The following is a 26,187-nucleotide window of genomic DNA, read 5'->3' as shown; positions in this document are numbered from 1 at the left end:
CGGACCACGGGATCAGCCCAGACGTCCCCACCAGTGAAGGAATCGAAATGAAGTTGTCCGGTCGTATAGTCGCGATCACCGGCGGCGGAGCAGGACTGGGCGCGCAGGCCTGCCGCATCGCCCGTGAACGAGGCGCCGCGCGCATCGGGGTAATCGATCTCGACGCCGAGGCAGCGGAGAAAATCGCTGCCGAGGTCGGCGGGATCCCGATCACCGCCGACGTCACCGATGAGGCACAGATCCGCGCCGCCGTCGATCAACTCGGTGGCGTCGACATCTGGGTGCACAACGCCGGGATCGGCGCGCAGACCACCCCCTTCAGCGATGAAGGTATCTGGCAGCGGATGTGGGATGTGCACGTCATGGGAGTCGTGTACGCCACCCGCGCCCTGCTTCCCGCCTGGATCGAGCGCGGCGAGGGACACTTCGCCATGGTCGCCTCGGCCAACGCGCTGACAACCAACCCCATGTCGGCCGCCTACGCGGCCTCCAAGCACGCCGAACTCGCCCTCGCCGAGTGGATGGCCATGACCTACGGTCCGCGAGGGGTGATCACCAGTTGCTTCTGCCCGAAGGGCATGCTCACCCCGATGCTCATTGCGCATGCGGACGACAACGAATACGTGCGGGAGTCCGTCCGCACCGCGGTGACATCGGAGGCCGCCGCGACGATGCTGATCGATCTCATCGAAAGTGACCGCTTCCTCTCGACCACCTACCCGCCCGTAATGGAGGAGTATGCCCTGCGGGCGACCGATCCGGACGCCTACATCGCCGGACTGCAGGACACGCACCGCAGGCTGGTGCCCGGCTTCGGACTGCCCGCGACCTCCTGATTGCTGCCGGGGACATCGGCCGGAAATGCCGCAGCTGCCCTTCGCCGACTGGGCCATGGCATCCAAGAGCGACTTTGACCTTGCCAATGCCGGACACGCCCGACCGAACGCGGCGGGTGACTGACGCATCTGGGATATCGGAATCTCGATGTACCGATACGTACCCATACGGACCGCCCTGCCGCTCAGGCATCCATGACCACGTCACAACGTCGATCTAGAGGAATCACAATGGGTTTACTGGATAGCAAGGTCGCCTTGATTACGGGTGCGGGGCAGGGCTTGGGTGAAGGAACCGCTCACGCACTGGCCGCGGACGGCGCAGCCGTCGTGATCGCCGACATCTCGCCCGCCAACGCACGGAAGGTGGCCGACGACCTCACCGCAGCCGGCCGCTCCGCCCTGGCCGTCGCCTGCGATGTCCGGGACCGCACTGCGGTCGACGCCGCCGTGGCCACCACTGTGTCCGAGTTCGGCAGGCTCGACATACTCGTCAACAACGCGATGACCCTCCGATTCGTGCCCTTCGAAGACGCCACCTCCGACGACCTCCTCGATGCCTATCGGTCCTCGGTTCTCGGAACGTTCAACTGCATGCAGGCATGTTTCCCACACCTCCGCGAAAGGGGCGGGAAAGTAGTCAATTTCGGCTCGAACGCGGGCACCGAAGGTGGCGCTACCATGGCCACCTATGCGGCTGCGAAGGAAGCGGTTCGTGGCCTGACGAAGGCGGTCGCAACAGAGTGGGGGCGGTACGGCATCACCGTGAACGTCATCGTCCCGACGGGTTCGTCACCCGCGTGGGAACGCGTCAAGGCCGGTCTCAGCGACGAGCAGCTCGACAAGATGCTAGAGCGTCCGATCAAGCGCATGGGGCACCCCGTCGACGACATCGGCCGTATCGTCGTGTTCCTCAGCAGTCCGTACTCGGACTACATGACGGGACGCACGCTGTTCGCCGACGGGGGCCGGTCGAAGTTCCGGTAATCACCGGAAGGCATCGACCTCGGAACCGCGTCGCCGCCGTTCACCCACACGTCCGCCCCTTCCGCGCCCGACCCTGTCACGCACCGTGCGCCTCCCACGCCCGGTGCGTGACCTCGTCGTGGACCATGCTCGGGTTCCGGAAGGCACATGCCGTCTGTCTTGACCGAAGTTAATCCGGTAGATAGTTTGTCTTATTGAGGGCGTCGCGGCTCGACCGCGATCCACACCCGGACGAATCGAGACGAAGGGAGGAAACCATGACCTCGATGAATCTGTCCGGCACCGCTGCCATTGTCACCGGTGGCGCCGGGGGCCTGGGCGAGGCGGTGGTCCGTCGACTGCACGAGCACGGCGCAGCAGTGGTCATCGCCGACCTCGCCGACGACCGGTCCCGTGAATTGGTCGACGAGCTGGGTGGTTCCGTGGTGTACGCACGCACCGACGTCACCGATTCCGACAGTGTCTCGGCGGCGATCGAGGCCGCATCCCGTCTCGGCCACCTGCGTTCCGCCGTCCTTGCCCACGGCGGATGGGGCGTTGCCGAGCGCATCGTCCAGCGGGACGGTTCCCCGGCCACTCTCGACGGATTTACCAGGACGCTGGACCTGTATCTCACCGGAACCTACAACGTTCTGCGACTGGTCAGCGCGCACATGGCCACCAATGATCCGGACGACGACGGCGAGCGCGGTGCCATAGTTCAAACGGCGTCGATCGCTGGGTACGAGGGGCAGATCGGCCAGAGCGCCTATGCGGCGGCGAAGGCCGGCGTCATCGGACTGACGCTGGCCGGTGCCCGCGACCTCGGCACCTTCGGTATTCGACTCAACACGATCGCCCCTGGCACCATGCAGACAGCGACGATGGAAACCGTCGGCGAGCAGGCACTGCAGAAGTTCCGCTCCAACGTTCCCCTTCCGAAACGGCTTGGTAGAACATCGGAGTTCGCGGATCTCGCGCTCGGCATGCTGACCAACCACTACCTCAACGGGGAGGTCGTTCGCCTCGACGGCGCGCAGCGCTTCACCCCACGTTGACCGGTGTCCACCGAGTTCCTGTCGACCATAACCCGACACCGACGCAAAACTCCCTACGAACAGGACGTCGCCGCGATGGCAATCGCCTCTACCGACTCAGACATCTTCTCCATGACAGGGCGCGTCGCCCTCGTCACCGGATCCACTCGCGGCATGGGTCTCGCCGCGGCTCACGAACTCGCCCGACACGGTGCCGACGTAGTCATCGTCGGGCGTGACACCGAAAGTACCGGCGCTGCGGCCGCCCAGGTCAACGAGGCGGTCGGCGCCGACCGCGCCCACCCGATCGTGGCCAACATCGGCCACCGTGACTCGGTCACCGACCTGATGGCCCGGACACGTGCAGAGGTGGGACAGATCGATGCGCTGCTGTTGCACGCCGGAATGAACATCTGGGTCGGCGAAACGACCGACCTCGAGGATCGCACTCTGACCAAGTTCATCGACAGCAGCATCATGTCGGCCCACTGGTTCTGTCGCGATGTGCTGCCACACATGGTGGATCAGGGGTGGGGCAGGATCATCTTCACGTCGTCCGTCATCGGATCGACCCTCGGAAGTTCGGACAACGGCCCCTACGGCATCACCAAGGCAGCCTTGGCACAGATGGCCCGCAATCTCGCGTGCGAGTATGGAAAACACGGGATTCGCGCGAATGCAATCGCGCCAGCGCTGTTCGAGACGCGCCAGGCTGAGGCGGTGTTGTCCGACGAGGGTCGGCTGCGCCGGTATCTGGATCGCTGCCCCGCGGGACGAGTAGGTGAGGCGCGCGAATTCGCAGGTCTCGCCCTGCTCCTGGCTTCCGACGCAGGCGGCTACATCAACGGGCAGACGGTTAATGTCGACGGTGGGTACTCCGTTCTCTGGGATTCGTACTGATGAGCGAGCTACTTGTCCAGGGACAGCCCGGCGGCGTCGAAGTCTGGACCCTCAATCGACCCGATGCACGCAACGCACTCACCAGCACGCTCGCGCGTCGGCTGGTCGCCGAGATGGACAGAGCGGCAACGGAGACCGCAGTCCACTCCATCGTCTTGATCGGCGCAGGGAAGGGCTTCTGCGCCGGCCTCGACCTCGCCGAATTCAGCAAACCGGATGCGCCCCGCGGAGTCGTCGGCGACGCCATCCGGCGCGCGCACTCCTTCCCGAAGCCCTTGGTGGGCGCCATCAACGGTCCTGCGGTCACCGGTGGACTGGAACTCGCCCTCGCATGCGACATGCTGATCGCAAGTCCTGACGCAGTGTTCCGCGATACACACCTGAAGATCGGTGCGATGAGCGGAAGCGGGCTGACCGTTCACCTGCCCCGGGCCGTGGGGCAGAGCTGGGCCAGAAGAATGATCCTTGCAAACGATCCGCTGCCGGCGGACGTCGCTCTGCGGCTCGGGTTGGTGACCGAAGTAGTTCCGGCAGAGCACCTCCACCAGCACGCGGTCGCGTTGGCGGGCCGGATCGCCGCGATGGACCCCGACTTGGCGTCGACGGTCAAACAACTGTGCGTCGAGATCGACCGGGTATCGCCGGCGGAAGGTCAACAGCTGGAAGCAGCAGCACTTCAGGAGCACAAAAAGAGGGGCCGAGCATGGAAGACAGCCACATGAGTAATCACGACTTCGCAGGTTCGATGGTGGACGAAGATTTCAATCCGATGTCGGCGGAGTTCGCGGACGATCCGTTCGTCGCGTTCGGCAAGGCGCGAGAAGAGTGTCCCGTTCGCCACACTGCCGAGTTCTCGCCCGAGTTTTACAGCCTCACCCGGTTCTCGGACATCTTTGCCGCCCTGAACGACGCCGAGGCCGCGCGATGGTCTGCCCGGTACGGGAGCAGCCCCCAGTTCCACCGCGCCATCGGATTCAATCAAGACGCCGAGGACAGTCGTGCCTTCCGCGCGCTGTTCCGAACCTGGTTGCCGGCCAATGCCGGTGTCGTCTACGCCGATCTCATCGACTCGACGATCAACGATCTCATCGACGAGATGACAGCCGACGACCGGGTACAGGGTGACTTCGCATCCGAGTTCGCGGTGTTGCTCCCGATCAGGATCATCGCGCAGCTCATCGGCGTCTCCCCCGAGGACGCACTCGAGATCAAGGAGATGACCGACGAGTTCCTTGGGGCCTTCTGCATTCCGGAACAGAACGGTGTAGCCCCCGCGGCCCGCCGACTTCACGCGTACTTTGAGCCACACCTCGAGCGCCGGCGGGAACTGCTTCGAGGCGCCTCGATCGAGGAACCCGACGAGACGCACCTCGGAACCGTCCTTCCGAACGACCTGCTGAGCTTCATGCTCGTCAAGAAGTACGGTGACCGTACCCTGACGCCTTCCGAGATTGACTACGTGCTGGCCACCGCCCTCACCGGGGGTAACGACACAACCACCTCGATGCTCACGAACGTCACATATCGCCTACTCTCGACGCCGTCGCTGTGGGACCGGATCGTGGAGGACGGCAAACTGATTCAACCGGCCATCGAAGAGAGTCTCCGGATGGATCCGCCCGTTCTGGGACTGTTTCGTACCACCGCCGACGACGTGACTGTCTCCGGCTGCCCGATTCCCGAGAAGTCGAAGGTCATGCTGCTGTTCGGATCTGCGAATCGGGATCCGCAACAGTGGGAGGATCCGGACGAGTTCCGCCTCGACCGCCCCATGAAGTTTCTCCGTCGGCATCTGGCCTTCGGTGGGGGTGCACACTTCTGTCTCGGTGCGCCGCTGGCCCGCGCCGAAGGGAACCGGGCTCTCGAGCTCCTCCGTACCCGTCTCCCCCATCTTCGGCTCGACGGGGAGTCCGAGCGGATCCCTCAGTTCCACCTTTGGGGTCGTCAGACCCTCCCGGTCCGATGGGACGCTCCACACCTCGATTCGGAAGGCGCCTGATCTCATGACCGAGGAACCCGAGATCCTCATCGAATCCGACGGACCCGTGCGAATCGTCACACTCAATCGGCCCGAGAGTCGTAACGCCACCAGCGTCACGATGCACCACGCATTTCTCTCGCTGTGGCGACAGCTCGCCGACGACAGCGAGGCGCGAGCTGTGGTCGTTACCGGAGCCGGCAAGGCCTTCAGCGCCGGCGGGGACTACGAGATGATGCAACTATCGCTGGATCCCGTAGGCCGCTGGCGCAATGTCGATGAAGCCCGCCGTCTTCTCGTCGAACTAGTCCACTTCCCGCTTCCCATTGTCGCTGCCGTCAACGGTCCCGCCGTCGGCCTGGGCGCGAGCTTCCTCGCCTTCAGCGACTTCGTGGTGATGTCGGAAACCGCTTTCATCGCCGATCCGCACATCGCCGTCGGGTTGGTTTGTGGAGACGGCGGGGTGGCCTGGCCGCTGCATGTCGGCCTGCTCCGGGCAAAGGAGATGCTGCTCTTGGGAGGGCGTATCGGCGCCGACGAGGCGAAGTCGATGGGCATCGCCAATCGGGTCGTACCACGTGACGACGTTCTCTCCGAGGCCACCACAATCGCGCACCGTCTGGCCGCGCAGCCGCCGGGTGCGCTCCAAGACACGAAGCGTGCCCTCAATATGTACCTGGAATCGAGTTTGACCGGGCCCGTCGGCCACTCTCTGATGACCGAGCGATACAGCATGGCTTCCGATGAGCATCGCACCTTCGTAGAAGGACAGACGAAGTCGTGACTGTCACGATGCACTCTCGAATCGAACTGGAGCTCCTATGATCAGAACCAGCCTGACCGATCTCGTCGGCACCCGTCACCCAGTGGTCCAGGGCGGGATGCAGTGGGTAGCAACCGCTCCGCTGGTGGCCGCCGTGGCGAACTCCGGCGCACTGGGGTTCCTGTCCGCGCTGACTCAACCCACCCCGGCAGCACTGCGCGAGGAGATCGAGAGATGCCGGTCACTCACCTCCGAACCGTTCGGCGTAAACCTGACCATCTTGCCGTCCATCTCGCCGCCACCGTACGCCGAGTACCGGCGCGCGATCATCGAGTCCGGGATCAAGATCGTCGAGACCGCCGGCTCCAACCCGGTGGAACACCTCGACGACTTCAAGGCAGCCGGAATCACTGTGGTGCACAAGTGCACAACCGTGCGCCATGCGGTCTCCGCTCAGAAACTCGGCGTCGATGCCGTCAGTATCGACGGTTTCGAATGCGCGGGACACGCAGGCGAGGACGACATCCCCGGCCTGGTGTTGATCCCAGCAGCCGCGGACGAACTGGAAATCCCGATCATCGCCTCCGGCGGATTCGCGGACGGACGTGGTCTCGTCGCCGCTTTGGCACTGGGCGCGGACGGCATCAACATGGGCACGCGATTCATGTGCACCGCCGAAGCCGAGATACACCCGAACGTCAAGAACCACATTCTCGAGGCCGATATCCGTCAGACCGATCTCATCTTCCGCGAGCTGAAGAACACCTCGAGGGTGGCTCGCAATGCCGTCAGCGAACGAGTGGTCGAGATGCTGCGCGGCGGAGCGACGTTCGACGATGTTCGTGATCTGGTGGCGGGCAAGCGGGGACGGCAGGTGTACGTCACCGGAGACCTGGATTACGGCATCTGGACTGCGGGAATGGCACAGGGCCTGGTCCACGACATACCCACGGTCGCGGACCTGGTGAACGGAATAGTCGGTGACGCAGAGTCCCTCATCCGGTCCCGCCTATCCGACCTGGTCGCCACGGATTCCCCCGTCTCGGTCTGACACCGTGAGATCGTCGACACTTCACCAGGCGCGGCGGTGACGGAGTCCCGCGGACCCGCAAAGGGAGAAGCGATAACCGTGCCGAAGAACGTACCTAGGCAGGCCGAAGCACAGGGCGTAGTCGACAATGCCCCGGCGGTGTAACCACTAGCTGTCCGACGGCGTCATCAGGTCGACCACGGATCCGGCAGCCGAGCGGATCTGAGCCGCGACGGTCATCGTCGTCGCGAAATCGATCTCGGCGTCGGAGTCGCCGATAGAGGTAGCAGCGACGCTCCCCGCGTAGTTCGAAGACTCATTCAAGGGAAACATATCGATATGGAAGAGGTGACGGCTGAGGGCCCGCCGCGACGCACTGCCGAGAATCAGGGGTTGACGTCCACCAAAATGCCGGGTCGATCTGGATTTTCACGTCGATGAAGAGCCGACTGTAATCCTTCGCCACTGGTTGATCATGCCCAGAAACGACTTCGATCTGGGCGGTTCCCGTTCCGATGGGCGAAGGACTATATCAATGACGTTGAGCCGCGCGGGTGTCGCGCACACTTTCAAATAAAGCAACAGTCCAAGGAGTCCCCATGGCAGTATCCGGCCGAGACGAGGCCCATCTTCACCTTCGAGTTCGCCGACGTGACGCGGTCGCCGAGGGCGTGGTGGTGCTCGAACTCGAGAATTCCACATCAGCCCCTCTGCCCTCCTGGGATCCGGGCGCCCACATCGACCTCTGTCTCCCGAATGGTTTGACACGCCAGTACTCCCTGTGTGGCACTCCCTCCGACAACGGCACTTATCGTGTCGGAATCCTGCGGGATCCGGCCAGCAGGGGTGGCTCGTCCTACATAGTGGACGAGATCGGCGTCGGGGCCGCGATTGAGGTCAAGGGGCCGCGGAACCACTTCCGTATGCTCCCCTCCCCCCGCTACGTGTTCATCGCCGGTGGTATCGGTATTACGCCGTTACTTCCGATGATCTCCGCCGCCGAGGCCTCCGGTGCGGAATGGGAACTGCATTACGGCGGTCGCTCGCGGCAGTCGATGGGTTTCCTGGACGAGATCACCACGCTGTCCGGCGATCGAGTCCGGCTTTATCCGGAGGACGAGGTCGGACTTATCGACCTAGCCACTGTGCTGGACGGGCATCGCGCAGAGACACTGGTCTACACCTGCGGACCCAGCGGACTGCTGCAGGCGATCGAGGAGCGCACCGCTGGCTGGCCGGTCGGCTCGGTGCACATGGAGCGCTTCGAGCCCAAGGAGTTCGACCAGCAGACATCCATGGGCTCGTTTGAAGTCGAACTGTCCGATAGCGGAACGGTTCTCGTCGTTCCCCCGGACCGCTCGGTTCTCCAGGTCTTACAGGACGCCGACGTCGATGTGTATTCTTCGTGCCAGGACGGAACCTGCGGAACCTGCGAGACCACGGTCCTGGCCGGCGAAGTGGAGCATCGCGATTCGATTCTCAGCGCGGAGGAGCAGGCAGCGAACGACCGCATGTACATCTGTGTCTCGCGTGCCGCCTGTCCCCGGCTCGTTCTCGAGCTCTGACTCCAGGGCGTTTCCCAGTCGACATCGTCGGGGACACAGCGAGAAGTGCCCGGCTCCGCATCCGCGGAGCCGGGTACTTGATGTGGAGCTCGTCGAATCACGGGCCAAGAGCGCCTGACCACGATATGTCACGCGAACGACGCCATTCGCACTAGTGCGTGCCCGCTTGCCTGCGAATCGTTCGACCGTTCGACTCCGAAAGCGACTTATCCCGCAGTGCCTGATCATCCGCACCACCTCATCAACCTTGCCTGGCAAGGCCGCGCCTCCTGCCGCGGTGCCGACACCGAGATCTTCTTCTCCCTTGACGGTGAACGCGGCTCGACCCGGGCCCAACGTGAGCGCGCCGCCAAACAGATCTGCCAGGACTGCCCCGTGCTCGCCGACTGCCGCGCCCACGCCTTCACCGCCGCCGAGACTTACGGCATCTGGGGTGGCATGTCCGAGAATGAACGCGCCCGCCACACCCGACGTACACGCCGAACGGCTCGTCACCGCGGGAACACACCCGCTACGGCAGCACCACAACCGAGTTAACGCCACCGCGACCACTCGTCCGCGGTGAATCGATACGGCGGCCGCCCCGCTACCGCAGCGGAACCTTCTCTCCTCAACACGCGGATGGGCATGTCAATATCAATGACATTCCCTCCCTAGCGCGTCCGTACATGGCTGTCGTGATTTCGGGTAGCTGCGCCGTCCGATCGGTTGACCGTTTCGAGCTTCGAGACCCATGCGGTTATGATCCACGCCATGACTTTCGTACGCAAAGCGTTTCTTGCGACCGCTATGCGTACAAAGCCACACCGTCGGTAGGAGCGCGCCGCATGGCCACCACGGAGAAACCGTCCCGCGTCACGGACGTCGCGTCTCGATACCCGCGCTTCGAACGACCCTCATGGCCGGCCGCGTCATCGCAGATCTCGGCGGAATCTACGCCGCGAACGGCCTCATCGGTCTTATCTTCTCCGCCGCCGGGCGGGTCGCAGTGATCTTGGCGGCAGGGTCGGCCGGCGGTTTGTCACCTTCTCAGATGGCGTCCTGGATCTTCAGGGTCTTCTTTCTCAACGGCCTGCTGCCGGTGCTATGCAGCTGGTTGTATCGCCTGCCACTCGCTTTTTTCTGGACCATTCCCGGGACGATCATCATCGGCGCATCGTCTGTTAGGCATGAGATATGGGTACCGGGCACCGGCGGTCAGATCTTGGGGCGCTCCCAGGCCCTGAAGCCGTCGCTAGCGATCTCGTAATGCTTTCCGGAGGTGAAGTTCGGATCACGTTTCTCGATGAACGAGGCCACTCCTTCCGCCGAGTCGGGCTTACTCCCCAGATCGCGGAAGATCTCCCATTCCTGGTGGAAGGCCACCTCTCGGTCGGCTTCTGAGAGAAGCGAGTAGATCAACTGCTTCGTCACGCCAACCGCAGCGGGACTAGTACAGCGGGCGATCTCAGAGGCCAGTCCCATGGCGGTGTCAAGCACCCGGTCAGGAGGTACCGCGTGGGTGGCGATTCCCATCTGTCGGGCTTCGGCACCACTGAATAGCCGACCGGTGAGGAGAAGCTCCGTTGCAGTCGCAAGACCAACCAGTTTCGGCAGGAGCCACAGCGAATTCTGTTCCGGTATAAGACCGCGCCGGGTAAATACGAACCCGTACTTGGCCTCCTCGTTGACCACCCGTATATCCCACTGCAGAGGGAAGGTCAGACCGAGACCGACCGCTGATCCGTTCATCGCGGCAATAATCGGGGTGCGCATCTTCCACGGGCGTGGTCGATCGCGCATCATGAGGCGTGCTTGCCGGGTCCGGTCCTCATCGAAAGCGAAGTTGGTGCCCTCGGGGTCCATGTCAGCGCCAGTGGAGAAGAACCGCCCTCGGCCGGTGACGACGATCGCTCGAACGTCATCTTCGCAGTCGAGTGTAGCGAGCTGATCATGCAACTCGACCTGCATCGCGGAGGTGAACCCGTTGCCACGGTCGGGGCGATCGAGCCACACGACCGCGACCGCCCCGTCCCGCTCGACGCTGATCCCGTGGGTCGGCACTGTCAGCCGCCCACACGCGGGTTGCCGGAACCGTCGGAATTGGGGCGAGCCGAGGCCACCAGGCGAGGAATGACCTCGCCGAGCTGGGCCGAATCCCATTTTTCGAACCGCTCTTCTTCCGGCCCCGCAACCCAGGTCTCCGCCACACCAATCTTGCCGCCCTTGACGTTGAAGACGCGGCCGGTGATGGACGCAGCCTCCGGCGAGGACAGCCACACCACCGGCGGAGCGATGTTTGCCGGTGAACCATAGTCGAAGCCCGTCTTCTCTTTGATCTGCTCCAGATGCGCGACGTAGGCGTCGAGTCCGGCAGTCATCTGTGTGAGTGCGCTGGGGGCAATCGCATTGACCGTAACTCCCAGCCGCGCGAGTTCATCCGCAAGGATCACCGTGAGCCCGGCGATCGCCGCCTTCGCCGTTCCATAGTTGGACTGGCCGACATTGCCGTACAGACCTGAGGGTGAGGACGTGTTGACGATGCTGGGATTCTGCACGGGGTCGCCCTCCTTGTGCTTGGCCCGCCAGTAGTTCACGGCATGCCGGGTCGGGCAGAACGTTCCCCGGAGGTGGACCCGCATGACGTCATCCCACATGTCGACGTCCATGTTCACAAACATCTTGTCACGCAGAATTCCGGCGTTGTTGACCAGAACGTGCAGATCGCCGAAGGCGTCCAGTGCGGACTGGATGAGGCGGCCGGCACCGTCCCAGTCGGAGACATCGTCGTTGTTTCCGATTGCCTCTCCCCCGGCGTCGCGGATCTCGGCGACGGTCTCGTCCACCGGCCCTAGGTCGTTGACGACCACCTTGGCCCCCTGGCGGGCGAACTCGAGGGCATGCTCACGGCCGATGCCGCGGCCCGCACCTGTCACGACGACGACACGATTATCATGCAGACCCATAGAACTTCTCCTTGTGTATACCGAACTCGCGGGTTCTTCCGAATCTGGAATTGACTGAGCTCGCCCTCGGTCAACCGGGGGTCCAGGGAGGCGGCGGACTTCCGACCGCATTCGGCCGAAGATCTGCGGCCCTCACAACCAAGAGCTTAATCAGTTAGTTATTTATACCTTAATCACGAGCTGGAGCCAACCGTTTGCGGCCTTGGGCAGGCCTCGACGGTTGTCGTTCCGGAGTCGTTATCGGACAGAGAAAAAGGGCGCGTGATGACATCACGCGCCCTTTGCGAATCGCAGGGTGGTTCTACGACAGTACTTCGACGAGTGTCGTACCGGAATCGTCGAGCATGACGTTGGCCACCTTGCGAAGGTGGCGAAGCCAGTGGGCTACTGCGCTGTCGATGTCGCCCTCTCTCAACAGTTTCAACAGCCGCCGGTAGGACCGGTACGCCAACTGGTCGACGACGAGTTCATGCTCGGGGCCGTGAGTAGTAATGTATAGACGGTTGTGCGCATCCATGATGTGCAGGAGCATCCCCATCATGATGGACATGGTCTGAGACCCAGCCAGGTCCACGATCGCCTGATGGATCCGAGTGTCGAGTCTCGCGAACCCGACCGGATCCCCAAGCAAACTACGCCCCTCCTCGACGAGCTCGGTCAGCCTTTTCAGGTCCGGCTCGTTGCCTCCCCACGCGCGCAGAGCGGCAATCTCGATCTCTGTGCGAGCGCGATAGACATCGGCCAGTGCCACTCCCTGGTACTGCAAGAGCAAGCCCATGTGACGCGCCGCAACCGACTCGTCAGGCGCCAGAACCCGCGCGCCTCCGTGGGCGCCTCGCAGCACGACGATGATGGATTCCGACTCGAGGATGCGAAATGCCTCACGCATGGTCGGCCGGGACACACCGTACCGCTCCATGAGCGCGGACTCACCGGGGAGCGGGTCCCCGGGCTTCAGCTCGCCGGTCACGATCTGTCGCCTCAACTTGGCCGCTACCAGTTCACCGGCCTTCGGAACCCGCACCAACGACGACTCTGTACCAACCGACATATGCCCTCCATTCGGCGGTCAATCGTGCAATCATTCAATCATATCAACCCGCAGGATCGCCGCGTTGACGAGGGCGCATCGGTCACCGATGCCTCGACGGGCCAGCTACTGGCGGACGCAGCGGATCCTCAGCTCAGGCGCTCCAAGATCATTGCCATACCCTGACCGCCGCCCACACACATCGTCTCGAGCCCGAACTGCTTGTCATGCCACCGCATGGAGTTCATCAACGTCGTCGCGATGCGAGCACCAGTCATTCCGAAGGGGTGACCTGCAGCGATGCCGCCGCCATTGACGTTCAGCCGGTCGAGCGGGATCCCCAGTTCCTTGTAGGAGGGGATCACCTGAGCCGCGAACGCCTCGTTGATCTCGAAGAGGTCGATGTCCCCGACCGACATCCCGGCGTTCGCGAGTGCGTTGCGGGTGGCGGCGATCGGCCCGAGTCCCATGATCTCGGGTGACAGGGCGGACACCCCGGTCGAAACGATACGTGCCAGGGGGGTGATTCCCAGCTCTGCAGCCTTCCGATCGGACATGATGATCAGCGCCGCAGCGCCGTCATTGAGTGGGCACGCGTTGCCAGCGGTGACGGTTCCGTCCGGCCGGAATGCCGGAGACAATGCCGCCAGCTTTTCGAGCGTGGTTCCGGCACGGGGACTTTCGTCACGATCCAGCACCTGGCCATCAGGCAGCGTGATCGGAGTGATTTCCCGTTTCCAGAAGCCGGCCTCGGCGGCCTGCTGATAGAGCGTCTGGGAACGCAGCGCGAACTCGTCCTGTTCCTGCCGCGAAACGTTGTACGCCTGAGCGACATTCTCCGCGGTCTGTCCCATTGCGATGTACACATCCGGCAGACCACCGGACGTCCGGGGATCCTGCCAAACGGGGGCATCACCCTGCGTGCGCTCGCGGGTCAGTGCTTGGGCAGACGAGAAGAGTGGATTCGTCCACGGATTCGCGGAGCGATCCCGGGGATCTGCATTCTCGTCGACGGGTGGGGTGTCCGCGTGGCCACGCCGTCCCCTGCTGATTGCCTCGACGCCCGCTGCGACGAAGACGTCGCCCTCGCCCGCACGGATTGCGTGCAGTGCCATCCGCGTCGTCTGCACGCTGGATGCGCAGTACCTGGTGATGGTCGTTCCGGGTACGGTGTCCCACCCCAGCAGCGTGGCGACCACCCGTCCCATATTGAAGCCCTGTTCACCTCCCGGCGCACCGCACCCGAGCATGAGGTCCTTGATCTCACTCGGGTCAAGCGCAGGGAGCTGCGCCGCAGCGGCCTGCACCGCTGTCGCAGCCAGGTCGTCGGGGCGCATGTCACGTAAGGCGCCCTTGTACGCGCGGCCGATCGGTGTGCGCGCGGCGGCGACGATCACTGCCTCTGCCATTGGTCTCCTCCAGTTGAATTTCTCGTCGATGAATTCGAGGTCAGTACCGCATGTGCGATCCCGCAGAAATGTTCACGATCTCGCCGGTGATGGATGCGGAGCGGTCCGACACCAGGAACGCCGCGGCCTCGACGATGTCCTCGACGCGCGGCAGCCGCCCCAGGGCCGTCTTGACCCGCTCGCCCTCCTGCATCTCCGGATGCAGCGTGTCGGTGAAGCGCGTCCCGGTCACCATGCCCATCGACAGGGTATTCACCCGGATCCCGTGGGGGCCTCCCTCATGGGCGCAGCAACGGGTCAACACGCTGAGGCCGCCCTTGCTGACCGCGTAGGGCGTCTCGATCCCTTCCCCACCGACATCCGGAGCGTAGGTCGACACGTTAAGGATCACTCCAGGCGCTCCAGCATCACGCATGTGGTTCATGGCCTGCCGGGAAAGCATCCACGGACCAGTCAGATTGACCGCGAGCACCCGGTCCCACGAGGCCGGCTCGTAATCGAAGATCGACCCGATCACGTTCACCGCCGCGTTGTTCACCAGGATCGAGATCGGTCCCAACTCCGCGCGAACGGCGTCGGTCACGGCCACGATCTGCTCGCGGTCACCGACGTCGAGCACGTGCCCGACCGCGGTACCTCCGGTCGCATGGCGGATGTCGGTCACTGCCTCCGCCAGCCGACGCTCGTGCGAATCCGTGACGACGACCGTCGCACCTTCCGCTGCCAGCCTGGTGGCGATCGCCTTGCCTATCCCAGCCCCCGCGGCACCCGTGACCAGGGCGACGCGCCCGGACAACGACGACATCTGCACTCCTCGCTTGTTGATTGAATTCGACTCTTCCGAATCGCACCGGTATCCGGTGATTCCGCGCAGACTGTGTCTCGGTGTGAGACGCTCGCGGCATTCCACCGCCAAGCCGGCACGATCTGGTCGACCATGCCACCGGTTCGGGGATACCGATTAATTATTGCACTAATCTCGGCCCCGTACTACCGGTTGCCCATCCCATCGTCCGAGCTGCCCGGCAAGGGCAAGCCTGCGCACCTTGCCGGTGGCGGTACGGGGAAAGTCCTCGACGAGGAACCACCGCGTCGGCTGCTTCTGCCGGGGTAAACACGCGCTCACGTACTGCGCGAGGTCGGTGTCGGTGATCGTCGATCCCGGCACGAGCCGCACCGCTGCGACCGGCTGCTCCCCGAGCCTGGGATCTGCCATGCCGAACACCACCACCTCCTCCACACCCGCCATGCGGGCGATTACGGACTCGATCTCCGCGGGATAGAGGTTCTCGCCACCCCGGATCACGACCTCTCGAATGCGTGAGTGAAAGGTGACAACGCCCCGGCTCATCGAGCACAGATCCCCGGTGCGCATCCATCCATGCTCGTCGCACACCGAGACCGTTCGCCCACTGGAGTCGAGATAGCCCGACATGATGAGCGGCCCACGAACACACAACTCACCGACCGTTCCCTCCTCGACGAGACGTCCATCCGCGCTTACGCAGTAATCCCGTTCCGGTAGCGGCCGACCGAGCGTACGAGTTCGTTCGTAGGGCGGATCATCGGGCGAACTCATCGTCATGCACGGAGCTTCGCTCTGGCCGTATGCCACGAGGAACCTGGTATCCAGTCGCTCCTCGAGCGAATCGATGAGCACCGGGTCGACACTGGTCGCACCACCAACCACGGCCGCGACTGAGGCAAAGTCCTCCGCCACGACACCGTCCAGGGACAGGATGTCGATGACCATCGTCGGCACGATCCCGACAATGCCAGGCCGGAGTCTTCGGATGGCCTCGACTGTCGAGCGGGGGTCGATTCGTCCCACTGCGACATAGGTTCCCGCAGTCACCAGCGCGCTCATCACCCCTCCGACGACGCCGCCGACATGCTCGAGGGGCAGCGGGTTGAGTAGAACGGTTCCGTCGGTGGCGCCGGCAGCGGCCGCATAGTGCCGAGCCGACCCCAGCACGGCTCGATGGGATAGCACGGCCACCTTGGGTTGTCCGGTCGTACCCGATGTGAACTGCAAAAGGAATGGGTCATCAGGGTGCGCGCCATCCGAATGATCTCGGAAGCCGACTCCGACATTTTCGAGTTCGCCCACGCTCACCACTTCCGGTACCAGCAGCGTGGAGTCGGCGATGGGTACCTCTCCGACCGTAACGAGCAGATCAATGCCGACTTGCGCACAACGGGCAGCGAGACCCTCCGCCGTCTCACCGGACGGCATGGGCACGACCGCGCACCCGGCGCGAGCGGCACCATACATCGCCACCATCCACGAAACCCGCTCACGCCCCAACAACCCCACCCTCCGATGCCGAAGGGGACGATCGCGGAGAGCCGCACCCACCGAGGTGGCCCGAGCGAAGAGCTCACCCCAGGTCAACGTGCACACCGTCGTCCCGTCGAGCCAGGAGATCGCAACCCGGGCCGGATGCCGACTCGCGACATCGGAGAACCAGTCGTCGACGGTCCTGGCTGTGCCGGTCGGGTTGTGGTCGACCGCACCATGAGGTAGGTACGACCAACCGGGACGGGCGCTCTCGCCCAGCTCGGGTAGCCTGCATACTTCAGTCACGATTACTCACACCTCACTCGCTCGTCGATCGCGGGTGTCCGGGCTCCGAGATCGTGTACACCGGCCAACTGCCGCCCCGGTCCGAACCGTCACCGGCCCTCGAACACCGGCTTTCGGTGCTCGAGGAAGGCCGACATCGCTTCCCGCGAATCGGCAGTGTTCACCGCGAGTATCTGGGTACGGTTCTCCCGGTCAACCGCCTCGCCGAAGCCACAATTCTGGTTCGCCCAGAATGCTTCCTTCGTCGCTTCAAGCCCGAACGGTGAGAAACCCGCGATCTGCGCGGCCAGGTCAATGGCTGCAGGAAGCAACTCGTCGTCGGGGTGGACAGCCGAGACGATCCCGCGCCGCTCCGCCTCCCCCGCCGAAACCAACCGATTGGTCAGCATCAACTCGAGCGCGTTGGACGTCCCCACCAGACGCGGGAGGCTCCAGCTGATCCCGCCCTCGCACGCGCTCAGCCCCATTCGGATCGCACCATCACGGAACGAACCCGACTCGCCGGCGATCCGCACATCGGCAGCAAGTGCGAGTCCGAGGCCCGCGCCGACGGCCGGACCGTTGATCGCCGCGATTACCGGCTGCCGAAGCTGACGCACGGCGAGCGCCAGACCGGACGTGCGGCGCTGTGCCTCGAAACGAGTCGGGATATCCACGTCACTGCGCCCTCGGGCACCCCCCACATCCGAGCCGGCACAGAACGCGCGACCGGCACCGGTAAGGACAACTACGCGCACATCGTGCTGCCGGTGCACCTCCGACAGGACCCTGCGTAGCTCGTCGATCAGTGGCCAAGTGAGGGCATTGAGACTCTCGGGACGATTGAGGGTGATCATTGCAACACCCGTTGCGGGCTCCGACACCAGGAGCAGCGACTCGTCGACATCCATGGTCAGTCCTTCCAATCGCGCTGTGTAGCGCAGAGTTTGCGGTCCGGATCGGCTTATCGCAGTCGCCACAGCCCATCAGTGTTCGATCGCCGTCCGGGTGGTAGGGGACGATCAGCGCGGAAGTCCCAGCAGGCGCTCGGAGGCAATATTGCGCTGGATCTCGGCGGTGCCACCGTAGATGGTCTCCGCGCGTGACGACAGGAACAGCTTTCGCATTCCTGCGGCAGGCTCGGTTCCCTCGAACAATGATTCCGCTCCCACGATGTCCATGGCGAGCTCGCCCATGCGCTGATGGTGCGTCGAGGCGAAGAGTTTCGTCGTAACGGAAGCGGCGGCCGTCGCTGCGCCCGGCTCCGGGGCTTCGTCGTCGAGGAGGTCCGCGACCACCCGCAGGTTCGTCGCGCGCATGAGCTTGACGCCGATATACACGTCCACGAGGCGTCGGCGGATCGCGGGATCGTCAATCGCACCACCGCGTCGAGCCAGGTCGAGCATGGCGTCGTACTCCCGCTCCATACCGAGCTGTATCGGCATCAGGGCGCTCCCTCGCTCGAACCCGAGGGTCGTAATCACGACCGGCCATCCACCGTTGACCTCACCCACGGTGAGATCGAGCGGAGTCTGTGCATCGTTGAAGAAGCACTCGCTGAACTCGGTCGACCGGACGATGTTCTCGATCGGCCGGATCTCGACTCCGTCCTGGGCGACGTCGATCAGGAGCAGCGACAATCCCCGGTGACGCAACGACAGATCGGGATCGGTACGGCAGAGCACGTAGAGCCAGTCCGCGTTATGCCCAAAGGTGGTCCAGATCTTCTGCCCGTTGACGTGCCATACATTCTCGGCATCCAGAGCGGCGCGTGTGCGCACATCGGCCAGATCCGAACCCGCACCGGGTTCGCTCCACCCCTGCCCCCACATCTCCTCGACCGCGAGGATCTTCGGCAGGAAGCGTTGGCGTTGCTCTTCGGTGCCACAGGCGATCAGGGTCGGACCGAGCAGATCGAGCGCCTGGGTGCTGACCCTCGCCGGTGCAGCAGCACGCGCGTACTCGTACTCGAATACGATCTCCTCGGCGAGGCCGAGCCCTCTACCTCCGTAGCGAGTGGGCCACGTCAGACCCAGCCAGCCGCCTCGGGAGAGTTCGCGCTCCCACTCGACCCTGAGATCCCACGCGGTGTCGTCGGTGGGACTGCCGACACCGCGGTGCGCGGCAAAGTCTCCGACCAGATGCTCGGAAAACCACGTTCGAACCTCCTCGCGGAAGTCGGCGACGTTCGGGGCGAAATCGATGTCCATGTCGTGGAATCCTGATCCTAGACGGGCGGTAAAATGATCAACTCGGCTTACCGAAGACCTCGACCGCGTTGGCACCGAGGTAGCCGTCCCGGGCAGCCCCGGCAAGAGGCAGGGCGCGGCCCTCCACGATCGTGCGTTCGATCGGCAAAATCGGATAGTCCGAGGCCCACATGAGCTTGCGCGGATTGCGGCGCTGCGCAAAGGTGAGAATTTCCTCGGGGACGTACTTCGGAGCCCATCCCGCCGTCATGGCGAAAACGTTGGGGTGCTTGATCAGCATGGCGATCGTCTCGCTGATCCACGGGTCACCCAAATGGCTCATCACGAGCTTCAGGTCCGGGAAGGTGAGGGCGACCTCATCGATCAGAATCGTGCGCTGAAGCTTCGCGGGTTTCATCGGCCCCGGTACGCCGACATTGATCGAGACGACCGCACCCTCGTCGCAGGCGGCGGTGTAGGCCGGATAGGCCAGCTTGTCGTCGATGGCGATGCCGGTGAACATCGGAATGATACGGATACACTTGATCCCATACTCCCGCACTGCGATGCGAACATGCCGCGCGGCCTCGTAACCTAGTCGTGGGTCGATGCCGACCGAGGTGACGAAGCGGCCCGGGTAGTCACGCTGAATCTCGGCCAGCCGCGCACACGTCTCGCGCAGCACCTGCTCGCCGGACTTCGTGCCGTGCACGAACGGGGGCGTGATCTCGCGTGGCACCTTGGTCAGCACGCCGGCCGCGATACCTAGTCGGTCCATCTCGGCTACCACATCGGCGATCGTCTCACCGCCCTCGTAGGCGCTGTTTCCCCGTTTGAACCTCGCCACAACGGAGGGGTCGGGAGTCACCTCTCCCGGCAGGTACGGCAGGTTGATCCAGGCATCGAACACTTCCGGCTCCGCGGACGCCGCCGTTTGATCTGTCATGTCCATCTCCTCGCTCTCGTCGGGGTCGGCACATCACCGCACGATCCCCTTTGGCCTGACCGACTTCGCGGCGGTCTCATCAGAGGGCTACCGGCCTCGATAGACCGGTGCCCGCTTCTCCTTCATCGCCGACAACGCCTCGGCCGAGTCCTCGGTCGCCGCGATGACGGCGAAGTGTGAGGAGGCAAGATCGAGTGCGGTATTCAAATCTGCGCCGGCCGACTGGTAAGTGATCCGCTTGATCATCCGGCTCGTCAACGGCGCGTGCCGAGCGATGGACTGCGCGAACGCACGGGTCTCCTCTGCGAAGTCTTCCGCACGCGCTACACGGTTGACCAGTCCGATGCGAAGGGCCTCGTCCACCGAGACGAAGTCGCCGGTCAGCAGCAGCTCCAGCGCCTTGGACGTGCCGACGATTCTCGGCAGATAATAGGCTCCACCGTCGCCGGGCGTCAGCCCGACACGGATATATCCCTCGGACAGTGATGCGGTCGACGACATGATCCGCATGTCACACATGAGGGCCATGTCGAGACCTGCTCCGACCGCCACGCCGTTGATCGCGGCGATCACCGGTTTGTCGAGAGTTGCCATTGCCCGGGCCACTCTATGTATCTCGTCGTGTAACTGTGCTTTCCGCTCGATCGGAGTCAGTCCGGAATCGGCATTGGAAATCTGCCCCAGATCCACACCCGAGCAGAACGCCTTGTCGCCTGCCCCGGTCAGGACGACGACACGGACGTCGTCGTCGTCGCCTGCATGACGGATCAGACGCTCCCACTCGCGAATCATCGCGAAAGTGAAAGCGTTACGGGCACCCGGCCGGTTCAGTGTGATCGTGCCGACGCCCTCGTCGAACGTCCAGTAGATTTCCTGCATCGATCACTCCTCCACACCACTCCGCTTGGGTCCGGGCCTTCGGGATTTCCGACCATCCACCCGCGCATCTCGTATAATTCGATAACTAATTGTACTATACGACCATGGATGCCTCAGTAGACAGTTTCGGCGGGCTCACCCTTTCCGACGCCGACCGCGACTTCCGAGAGGAGGTGCGGACCTGGTTCGCCGACCACCTGACCGGGGAGTTCGCCGGCCAGGCCGACCGTGGCGGCCCCGATGATGATGACAACTGGGAGTTGCGTCGCGCCTGGGAGCACGAACTCGGACGCGGCAACTGGCTCGGCCTCTCGTGGCCGCCCGAATATGGTGGCCGCGGCGCCACCATGACCCAAGAAATCATCTTCGCGATGGAGTATGCGCGTTCCGGCGCCCCGCCACGTGCCGCCTTTCACGGAGAGACATTGATGGCGCCGACGGCCTTGAGCTACGGCACCGAGGAACAGAAGAAGCGACTCTTGCTACCCATGTCCCGCGGCGAGGTGGTCTGGTGCCAGGGGTACTCCGAGCCCGGCGCAGGCTCCGACCTTGCCAATGTGGGAACTCGGGCGCAGCTCGACGGAACGGAGTGGGTGATCAACGGTCAGAAGATCTGGACCACCTTCGCCCACCACGCGAACTGGATGTTTGCCATCGTGCGGACGGACCCTCACTCCTCCAAGCACGCCGGTCTGTCCTATCTGCTCATTCCAATGGACCAGCCAGGCGTCACCGTCCGGCCCATTCGAACAATGCTCGGAGACAGCGGCTTCAACGAGGTCTTCTTCGACGATGCCCGCACCTCTCAGGACAACGTCCTCGGTCCGGTGGGTGTCGGTTGGAGTGCCGCGATGACCACCCTCGGACACGAGCGGGCCACGTCGGTACTCAACTACCAGTTCTCGTTCGTCCGCGAGATGAAGCATCTGGACACGCTCGCACGGCATCGCGGTGCACTCGACGATCCGGCGCTGCGGAGCCGGATCGTCGACTCGTATATCGGCCTGCAGATCATGGCATACAACAATCTGCGGACATTGACCACCGCGCTGCGCGAGGGCAAGTTCGGCCCGGAGGCATCGATCGGCAAGTACTACTGGTCGAAATGGCACCAGAAGTTCACCGACGTAGCAATGGACGTGCTCGGTCCGGAGGCTTTGCTCGGAACGGACTGGCGAACGGACGGTGATCCGAACGCCCAGGAAGTGACCATCGACGAGGCGACGGCGATGCGTCGCGCATTCATCCGAAGTCGCGCAGAAACGATCTATGCGGGCGCCAGTGAAATCCAAAAGAACATCATTAGTGAGCGTGTGCTGAATCTTCCGAAGGAGCCCCGCCGATGACCCGCTCTGCCAATCCAGTCGCAGGCGCGCTGAGCGGGATACGCATTCTGGATCTCAGCCGCATCCTCGCCGCTCCGTTCGCCACACAGCTCCTCGGCGATCTCGGCGCCGACATCATCAAGGTGGAGCGCCCAGGCTCCGGTGACGACGCCCGACAGTACGGCCCCCCGTTCCTGGGCGATCCCGAGGATCACACGTCCGGCTTCTACTTGAGCACCAACCGGAACAAGAGATCCATCACGGTTGATCACTCACGGACGGAGGGTGCCGATCTGATTCGCGCGCTCGCCGCCGAGTCCGACGTATTCATCGAGAACTTTCGAACAGGGGTGCTGTCAAAGTACGGGCTCGGTTACGACGAACTGCGTGAGGTCAATCCCGGCCTGATCTATTGCTCCGTGACGGGCTTCGGTCAGGACGGCCCTTACGCATCACGTGCCGGATACGACGGGGTCTTCCAGGCAATGTGCGGCATGATGAGCGTGTCCGGCCTTCCTGACGGCGAGCCCGGAGCGGGCCCGATGAAGGTCGGTGTCTCGATGGTCGACGTCATCACCGGCCTCTACACGACCTCCGCCATCCTGGCTGCTCTTCGGCATCGCGATGTCTCGGACGGCGCCGGTCAGTACATCGACATATCGCTGCTCGACTGCGGGCTGGCCTCCCTCTCGCACTACGTGCAGAACTACCTCGTCTCCGGCGTTCCCGCCCCTCGCCGCGGCAACGGTGGCTTCGGCGGCATCCCGTCCCAGGCCTTCGAGTGCGCGGACGGTGAGGACATTTTCGTCGTCGCGAGCACAGCACCTCAATTCTCCGCACTCGCACGGGCTCTCGGCCGGGACGGACTCGTCGACGATCCGCGGTTCGCGACCGTCTCGGCCCGCATCGAGAATCGCGATCTCGTTCTCGATGAGCTGTCAGCGATCTTTCGACAGCACCCGTCCGCGTATTGGGTGGAACGGTTGGAGGAGGCGGGCGTTCCATGTAGTCCGGTGAACTCGATCCCCGAGGTGTTCGCGAATCCTCAGGTTGTCCACCGTGGGATGCTCCAGCGTGACGAGGACGACGCGCTCGACCTGCTCCGGAACCCGATACGGCTCTCGCAGACGCCGATCGCGGAGTACCGTCGGCCGCCGAATCTCGGTGAGCACACCGACGAAATTCTCACCGGAGTCCTCGGCAAGGGTCCGGAAGATGTTGCCCGACTCCGCAAATTGGGCGTCGTCTGATGGAACCCTGGATAGTCGACTCCGGCTGCATCGCTCGCTACCACACGAGCTGCGCGGTGTGAGTTGACGATCACCGGCGCGCGTCCCCCAACCGAGTATCCAACGGCACCCGCTGCAATTGTGATGTCAGAAACAGAATGAAGGACTCGAGATGACCTACACATTCATCCGGTACGAGACGGTGGGCGCGGGCAACATCGCTCGCATCGTCCTCGATCGACCCGAGACGAGGAACGCGCAGAACCGAGGTCTTCTGACCGAGCTTGACGATGCGTTCCGGCGAGCCGAGCAGGACGATTCGATCGATGTGATCATTCTGTCCGGCAGCGGAGCCGGATTCTCGTCCGGTCACGATATGGGCTCCGAGATCGCGGCACTCGAGGAGTTGCCCGGGCCACGCCAGCATCCGACGTTCCGCATCGACGGTGGTACGGCGGAGTCTCACGTCGAGCGCCGTATGCGGCAGGAGTGGCACTACTACTTCGAGTGCACCCGGCGGTGGCGGGAGTTGCGGAAGATCACCATCGCACAGGTCCACGGCAAGGTGATTTCGGCCGGGCTTATGCTGATGTGGGCATGCGACCTCATTGTGGCGGCGGAGGACACATTGTTCGCCGATGTCGTGGCGGTTCGGCTGGGGATGCCCGGGGTGGAGTACATGGCGCACCCGTTCGAGTTCGGTCCGCGCAGGGCGAAGGAGCTCCTCCTGACCGGAGATGCCATCGATGCGGAGGAGGCGCACCGGATCGGCATGGTATCCAAGGTGTTCCCCGGGGAGGAACTCGGCGAGCGTACCGTCGAGTTCGCGAGTCGCATCGCCCGCCGCCCGGCGATGGCCCGCCTCCTGATCAAGGACTCGGTCAATGGCGCAGTGGATGCGATGGGATTTCAGGAGTCGCTCCGCCACAGTTTCGGTCTGCACCAGCTGGGTCATGCACACTGGACGGCGCTGCACGAGGACAAGTTCCCGGCGGCGAAACCGGGCCCTGACATCGAGGACTGGAAAGCTGCCGGACCGCTGCAGACCGCGAATCCACACCGCGCATGATCAAACGATTCACCGACTACGCATCGCTTCCGGCACGAGCCGCCGAACGGTGGCCTGAGCGGGTCGCTCTCGAATTCGAAGGAGCGCGATGGACATTCCGGGAGTTCGACCGCGCCGTCCATCGAACCGAACTTATACTTGTCGACGCCGGTATACGTGCCGGAATGCGTACCGTGCTTCTGTTGGAGAACAGCCCTGAGTATGTCTTTGCGCAGTTCGCACTCGCCCGGATCGGCGCGGCGTTCGTGACACCGAATCCCTACTGGACCGACGGGGAGCTCCGGCGTACGCTTGCGCCGGTCAGTGCGCAAGCAGCGATCGTCGCGGCACGGCACGAGCGGATGGCAGGCGGTTTTCCTGTCTGCATTCGCGCCGAGGAGATCCGCACGAGTCCGTGCGGAACCGAGATTCCGGTGATCTCGACGGACCACGAGTCCGGCTCCGGGAATTCGCGCCGGGAACTGTGCATTCCATTCTCCTCTGGCACGACCGGCCTTCCTAAAGGGGTGGTGCACACCCACTCAAGCCTGGCGGGCGGCATCGGCCAGCTCGTACGGCATCTGAACCTGACGGAAAAGGATCGACTCCAGATCTCCCTGCCGCTGTGCCATATCTTCGGTACGTCCATGATGGGCGCCGCAGTATCCGCGGGGGCGAAGGTCACCCTGTTCGAGCGGTTCGACTTCGACCAGTGCATCCGACAACTCAGGGAGGACGCCGTTACAGTGTGGCCTCTTGCCGGAAGTGTGGCCAACCGCTTGGCGGAACTCCCCACCCTGAGCCGGCGAGACTTCCCCGGTCTTCGGTTCTTCATGTGGGGAGGAAGCGCCGTTCCGGAGCACCTTGCGTCGGTGATCACGTCCCGAACCGGAATCGGATTTCTCTGCTCCTATGGCATGACCGAAGCATTCGCGACTGCGTTCAACCCGGTCGATTCGCCTGCCCTGTGGCGCCTGGACTCACCCGGATTCGCAACCGTAGGCACCCAGATTCGGCTCGGTGTGGACAATGAAATCGAGGTGCGCAGCCCGTGTGTGGCGAGCGGCTACACGACGCAACCCGCGGATGCCGCCGACGAGACGTTTCTCCCCGGTGGGTGGTTCCGCACAGGGGACGTGGGCCGGATCGATCCCGATGGCCGTCTGTGGATTGTCGACCGCCGAAAGGACATGATCAAGGTGTCGGGATTCCAGGTAGCGCCGGCCGAGGTCGAGATCGAGCTCCTCCGCCATCCCGCAGTGACGGACGCCGCAGTTATCGGGCTCCCCGACGAACGGCGCGGCGAACAGGTTGTCGCATTCGTGGTCGCTTCCGAGCCGGTCTCGCCGGACGATGTGCTGGCCGACCTCGCGGACCGCTTAGCAAGCTACAAACTCCCTCGCAAGGTCGTCTTCGTCGACCGGCTCCCCCGCACCTCGGCAGGCAAGCTGCAACGGGCGCTTCTTCGCAGCGGTAAAGAAGGCTAGCCAGCCGACGACCACATCCTCGACAGCTCGACGTTGCTATCGTCGCTCTATCCCATCGT

At 63.8% G+C, this 26,187-nt stretch carries 25 protein-coding genes and 1 pseudogene; 15 read left to right on the top strand and 11 right to left on the bottom strand.

From position 1 onward, the window contains the following. Positions 1-47: 47 nt before the first annotated feature. The 8 genes from ACH49N_RS25335 to ACH49N_RS25300 all read left to right on the top strand — a co-directional run bounded on the left by ACH49N_RS25335 (position 48) and on the right by ACH49N_RS25300 (position 7,531). Positions 48-836 (top strand): SDR family oxidoreductase, encoded by a 789-nt coding sequence (locus ACH49N_RS25335; RefSeq protein WP_358275351.1) that lies wholly within the window; start codon positions 48-50, stop codon positions 834-836. Between the two features lie 231 nt (positions 837-1,067). Then, positions 1,068-1,823, top strand: coding sequence for an SDR family oxidoreductase (locus tag ACH49N_RS25330; protein ID WP_358275352.1), 756 nt, complete (start codon positions 1,068-1,070; stop codon positions 1,821-1,823). A 266-nt stretch (positions 1,824-2,089) separates the two neighbouring features. Continuing rightward, entirely contained in the window at positions 2,090-2,860 is a 771-nt protein-coding gene (locus tag ACH49N_RS25325; protein ID WP_358275420.1) for an SDR family NAD(P)-dependent oxidoreductase, read from the top strand. Positions 2,861-2,935: 75 nt separating this feature from the next. Next, the gene (locus ACH49N_RS25320) at positions 2,936-3,739 is read left to right on the top strand and encodes an SDR family oxidoreductase (RefSeq protein WP_358275354.1); all 804 of its coding nucleotides are present in this window, start codon (positions 2,936-2,938) and stop codon (positions 3,737-3,739) included. Further along, complete coding sequence (locus ACH49N_RS25315; RefSeq protein WP_358275355.1) at positions 3,739-4,461, top strand: enoyl-CoA hydratase-related protein; 723 nt, start codon at positions 3,739-3,741, stop codon at positions 4,459-4,461. Before ACH49N_RS25320 ends, ACH49N_RS25315 begins: the two co-directional genes overlap by 1 nt. Beyond that, positions 4,458-5,738 carry a cytochrome P450 gene (locus tag ACH49N_RS25310; protein ID WP_358275357.1) on the top strand — a complete coding sequence of 427 codons (1,281 nt, stop codon included), beginning with the start codon at positions 4,458-4,460 and terminating at the stop codon, positions 5,736-5,738. Before ACH49N_RS25315 ends, ACH49N_RS25310 begins: the two co-directional genes overlap by 4 nt. A 4-nt stretch (positions 5,739-5,742) precedes the next feature. Beyond that, the gene (locus ACH49N_RS25305) at positions 5,743-6,501 is read left to right on the top strand and encodes an enoyl-CoA hydratase/isomerase family protein (protein WP_358275359.1); all 759 of its coding nucleotides are present in this window, start codon (positions 5,743-5,745) and stop codon (positions 6,499-6,501) included. A 37-nt stretch (positions 6,502-6,538) separates the two neighbouring features. Beyond that, positions 6,539-7,531, top strand: a complete 993-nt coding sequence (locus tag ACH49N_RS25300) for a nitronate monooxygenase (protein WP_358275360.1) — start codon at positions 6,539-6,541, stop codon at positions 7,529-7,531. A 147-nt stretch (positions 7,532-7,678) separates the two neighbouring features. On the opposite strand, the gene ACH49N_RS25295 is transcribed toward ACH49N_RS25300, so the two are convergent. Continuing rightward, positions 7,679-7,834: a hypothetical protein gene (locus tag ACH49N_RS25295; protein WP_358275362.1), complete on the bottom strand. Its 156-nt coding sequence runs from the start codon at positions 7,832-7,834 to the stop codon at positions 7,679-7,681. A 275-nt stretch (positions 7,835-8,109) separates the two neighbouring features. Here ACH49N_RS25295 and ACH49N_RS25290 point away from each other — a divergent pair, with 275 nt between their 5' ends. The 3 genes and pseudogenes from ACH49N_RS25290 to ACH49N_RS25280 form a co-directional block, all read left to right on the top strand. Further along, the gene (locus tag ACH49N_RS25290; RefSeq protein ID WP_358275363.1) at positions 8,110-9,075 is read left to right on the top strand and encodes a PDR/VanB family oxidoreductase; all 966 of its coding nucleotides are present in this window, start codon (positions 8,110-8,112) and stop codon (positions 9,073-9,075) included. Positions 9,076-9,291: 216 nt separating this feature from the next. Continuing rightward, complete coding sequence (locus tag ACH49N_RS25285; RefSeq protein WP_358275365.1) at positions 9,292-9,612, top strand: WhiB family transcriptional regulator; 321 nt, start codon at positions 9,292-9,294, stop codon at positions 9,610-9,612. 290 nt (positions 9,613-9,902) lie between these two features. Continuing rightward, positions 9,903-10,255 (top strand): annotated as a pseudogene (locus tag ACH49N_RS25280) (benzoate/H(+) symporter BenE family transporter); the annotation flags it as partial. 17 nt (positions 10,256-10,272) lie between these two features. On the opposite strand, the gene ACH49N_RS25275 reads toward ACH49N_RS25280, so the two are convergent. The 10 genes from ACH49N_RS25275 to ACH49N_RS25230 all read right to left on the bottom strand — a co-directional run bounded on the left by ACH49N_RS25275 (position 10,273) and on the right by ACH49N_RS25230 (position 21,039). Then, positions 10,273-11,118 (bottom strand): enoyl-CoA hydratase-related protein, encoded by an 846-nt coding sequence (locus tag ACH49N_RS25275; RefSeq protein WP_358275367.1) that lies wholly within the window; start codon positions 11,116-11,118, stop codon positions 10,273-10,275. Positions 11,119-11,120: 2 nt separating this feature from the next. Then, positions 11,121-12,020, bottom strand: a complete 900-nt coding sequence (locus ACH49N_RS25270; RefSeq protein WP_358275368.1) for an SDR family NAD(P)-dependent oxidoreductase — start codon at positions 12,018-12,020, stop codon at positions 11,121-11,123. A 301-nt stretch (positions 12,021-12,321) separates the two neighbouring features. After that, positions 12,322-13,071: a GntR family transcriptional regulator gene (locus ACH49N_RS25265; protein ID WP_358275370.1), complete on the bottom strand. Its 750-nt coding sequence runs from the start codon at positions 13,069-13,071 to the stop codon at positions 12,322-12,324. A 128-nt stretch (positions 13,072-13,199) separates the two neighbouring features. Beyond that, positions 13,200-14,459, bottom strand: coding sequence for an acetyl-CoA C-acetyltransferase (locus tag ACH49N_RS25260; protein ID WP_358275372.1), 1,260 nt, complete (start codon positions 14,457-14,459; stop codon positions 13,200-13,202). A 40-nt stretch (positions 14,460-14,499) separates the two neighbouring features. Further along, positions 14,500-15,264 carry an SDR family oxidoreductase gene (locus ACH49N_RS25255; protein WP_358275373.1) on the bottom strand — a complete coding sequence of 255 codons (765 nt, stop codon included), beginning with the start codon at positions 15,262-15,264 and terminating at the stop codon, positions 14,500-14,502. A gap of 168 nt (positions 15,265-15,432) precedes the next feature. Next, on the bottom strand, positions 15,433-17,046 hold the full coding sequence (locus tag ACH49N_RS25250) for a class I adenylate-forming enzyme family protein (RefSeq protein ID WP_358275374.1): 1,614 nt from the start codon (positions 17,044-17,046) through the stop codon (positions 15,433-15,435). Positions 17,047-17,135: 89 nt separating this feature from the next. Continuing rightward, positions 17,136-17,936, bottom strand: coding sequence for an enoyl-CoA hydratase-related protein (locus ACH49N_RS25245; protein ID WP_358275375.1), 801 nt, complete (start codon positions 17,934-17,936; stop codon positions 17,136-17,138). A 111-nt stretch (positions 17,937-18,047) separates the two neighbouring features. After that, positions 18,048-19,235 (bottom strand): acyl-CoA dehydrogenase family protein, encoded by a 1,188-nt coding sequence (locus tag ACH49N_RS25240; RefSeq protein WP_358275376.1) that lies wholly within the window; start codon positions 19,233-19,235, stop codon positions 18,048-18,050. 37 nt (positions 19,236-19,272) lie between these two features. Then, the gene (locus ACH49N_RS25235; protein WP_358275378.1) at positions 19,273-20,160 is read right to left on the bottom strand and encodes an amidohydrolase family protein; all 888 of its coding nucleotides are present in this window, start codon (positions 20,158-20,160) and stop codon (positions 19,273-19,275) included. Positions 20,161-20,247: 87 nt separating this feature from the next. Further along, positions 20,248-21,039, bottom strand: coding sequence for an enoyl-CoA hydratase-related protein (locus ACH49N_RS25230; RefSeq protein WP_358275380.1), 792 nt, complete (start codon positions 21,037-21,039; stop codon positions 20,248-20,250). 104 nt (positions 21,040-21,143) lie between these two features. Here ACH49N_RS25230 and ACH49N_RS25225 point away from each other — a divergent pair, with 104 nt between their 5' ends. The 4 genes from ACH49N_RS25225 (at position 21,144) to ACH49N_RS25210 (ending at position 26,128) form a co-directional block, all read left to right on the top strand. Further along, entirely contained in the window at positions 21,144-22,385 is a 1,242-nt protein-coding gene (locus tag ACH49N_RS25225; protein WP_358275381.1) for an acyl-CoA dehydrogenase family protein, read from the top strand. Further along, positions 22,382-23,614, top strand: a complete 1,233-nt coding sequence (locus ACH49N_RS25220; protein ID WP_358275383.1) for a CaiB/BaiF CoA-transferase family protein — start codon at positions 22,382-22,384, stop codon at positions 23,612-23,614. The genes ACH49N_RS25225 and ACH49N_RS25220 overlap by 4 nt, the downstream gene beginning before the upstream one ends. Positions 23,615-23,765: 151 nt before the next feature. Further along, positions 23,766-24,662, top strand: a complete 897-nt coding sequence (locus tag ACH49N_RS25215; RefSeq protein WP_358275384.1) for an enoyl-CoA hydratase — start codon at positions 23,766-23,768, stop codon at positions 24,660-24,662. Beyond that, entirely contained in the window at positions 24,659-26,128 is a 1,470-nt protein-coding gene (locus tag ACH49N_RS25210) for a class I adenylate-forming enzyme family protein (protein WP_358275386.1), read from the top strand. Before ACH49N_RS25215 ends, ACH49N_RS25210 begins: the two co-directional genes overlap by 4 nt. The last annotated feature ends 59 nt before the right edge of the window (positions 26,129-26,187 follow it).

Source organism: Rhodococcus sp. NPDC019647 (genome assembly GCF_044389235.1).
In the GTDB taxonomy this organism is placed as follows: domain Bacteria; phylum Actinomycetota; class Actinomycetes; order Mycobacteriales; family Mycobacteriaceae; genus Rhodococcus_F; species Rhodococcus_F oxybenzonivorans.
This window is presented reverse-complemented; position numbering and strand designations above follow the sequence as displayed.

Coding starts and splice junctions, on each gene's coding strand:
- ACH49N_RS25335 (WP_358275351.1), top strand. CDS start 48: ATGAAGTTGTCCGGTCGTATAGTCGCGATCACCGGCGGCGGAGCAGGA.
- ACH49N_RS25330 (WP_358275352.1), top strand. CDS start 1,068: ATGGGTTTACTGGATAGCAAGGTCGCCTTGATTACGGGTGCGGGGCAG.
- ACH49N_RS25325 (WP_358275420.1), top strand. CDS start 2,090: ATGAATCTGTCCGGCACCGCTGCCATTGTCACCGGTGGCGCCGGGGGC.
- ACH49N_RS25320 (WP_358275354.1), top strand. CDS start 2,936: ATGGCAATCGCCTCTACCGACTCAGACATCTTCTCCATGACAGGGCGC.
- ACH49N_RS25315 (WP_358275355.1), top strand. CDS start 3,739: ATGAGCGAGCTACTTGTCCAGGGACAGCCCGGCGGCGTCGAAGTCTGG.
- ACH49N_RS25310 (WP_358275357.1), top strand. CDS start 4,458: ATGAGTAATCACGACTTCGCAGGTTCGATGGTGGACGAAGATTTCAAT.
- ACH49N_RS25305 (WP_358275359.1), top strand. CDS start 5,743: ATGACCGAGGAACCCGAGATCCTCATCGAATCCGACGGACCCGTGCGA.
- ACH49N_RS25300 (WP_358275360.1), top strand. CDS start 6,539: ATGATCAGAACCAGCCTGACCGATCTCGTCGGCACCCGTCACCCAGTG.
- ACH49N_RS25290 (WP_358275363.1), top strand. CDS start 8,110: ATGGCAGTATCCGGCCGAGACGAGGCCCATCTTCACCTTCGAGTTCGC.
- ACH49N_RS25270 (WP_358275368.1), bottom strand. CDS start 12,020: ATGGGTCTGCATGATAATCGTGTCGTCGTCGTGACAGGTGCGGGCCGC.
- ACH49N_RS25265 (WP_358275370.1), bottom strand. CDS start 13,071: ATGTCGGTTGGTACAGAGTCGTCGTTGGTGCGGGTTCCGAAGGCCGGT.
- ACH49N_RS25260 (WP_358275372.1), bottom strand. CDS start 14,459: ATGGCAGAGGCAGTGATCGTCGCCGCCGCGCGCACACCGATCGGCCGC.
- ACH49N_RS25255 (WP_358275373.1), bottom strand. CDS start 15,264: ATGTCGTCGTTGTCCGGGCGCGTCGCCCTGGTCACGGGTGCCGCGGGG.
- ACH49N_RS25245 (WP_358275375.1), bottom strand. CDS start 17,936: ATGGATGTCGACGAGTCGCTGCTCCTGGTGTCGGAGCCCGCAACGGGT.
- ACH49N_RS25240 (WP_358275376.1), bottom strand. CDS start 19,235: ATGGACATCGATTTCGCCCCGAACGTCGCCGACTTCCGCGAGGAGGTT.
- ACH49N_RS25235 (WP_358275378.1), bottom strand. CDS start 20,160: ATGACAGATCAAACGGCGGCGTCCGCGGAGCCGGAAGTGTTCGATGCC.
- ACH49N_RS25230 (WP_358275380.1), bottom strand. CDS start 21,039: ATGCAGGAAATCTACTGGACGTTCGACGAGGGCGTCGGCACGATCACA.
- ACH49N_RS25225 (WP_358275381.1), top strand. CDS start 21,144: ATGGATGCCTCAGTAGACAGTTTCGGCGGGCTCACCCTTTCCGACGCC.
- ACH49N_RS25220 (WP_358275383.1), top strand. CDS start 22,382: ATGACCCGCTCTGCCAATCCAGTCGCAGGCGCGCTGAGCGGGATACGC.
- ACH49N_RS25215 (WP_358275384.1), top strand. CDS start 23,766: ATGACCTACACATTCATCCGGTACGAGACGGTGGGCGCGGGCAACATC.
- ACH49N_RS25210 (WP_358275386.1), top strand. CDS start 24,659: ATGATCAAACGATTCACCGACTACGCATCGCTTCCGGCACGAGCCGCC.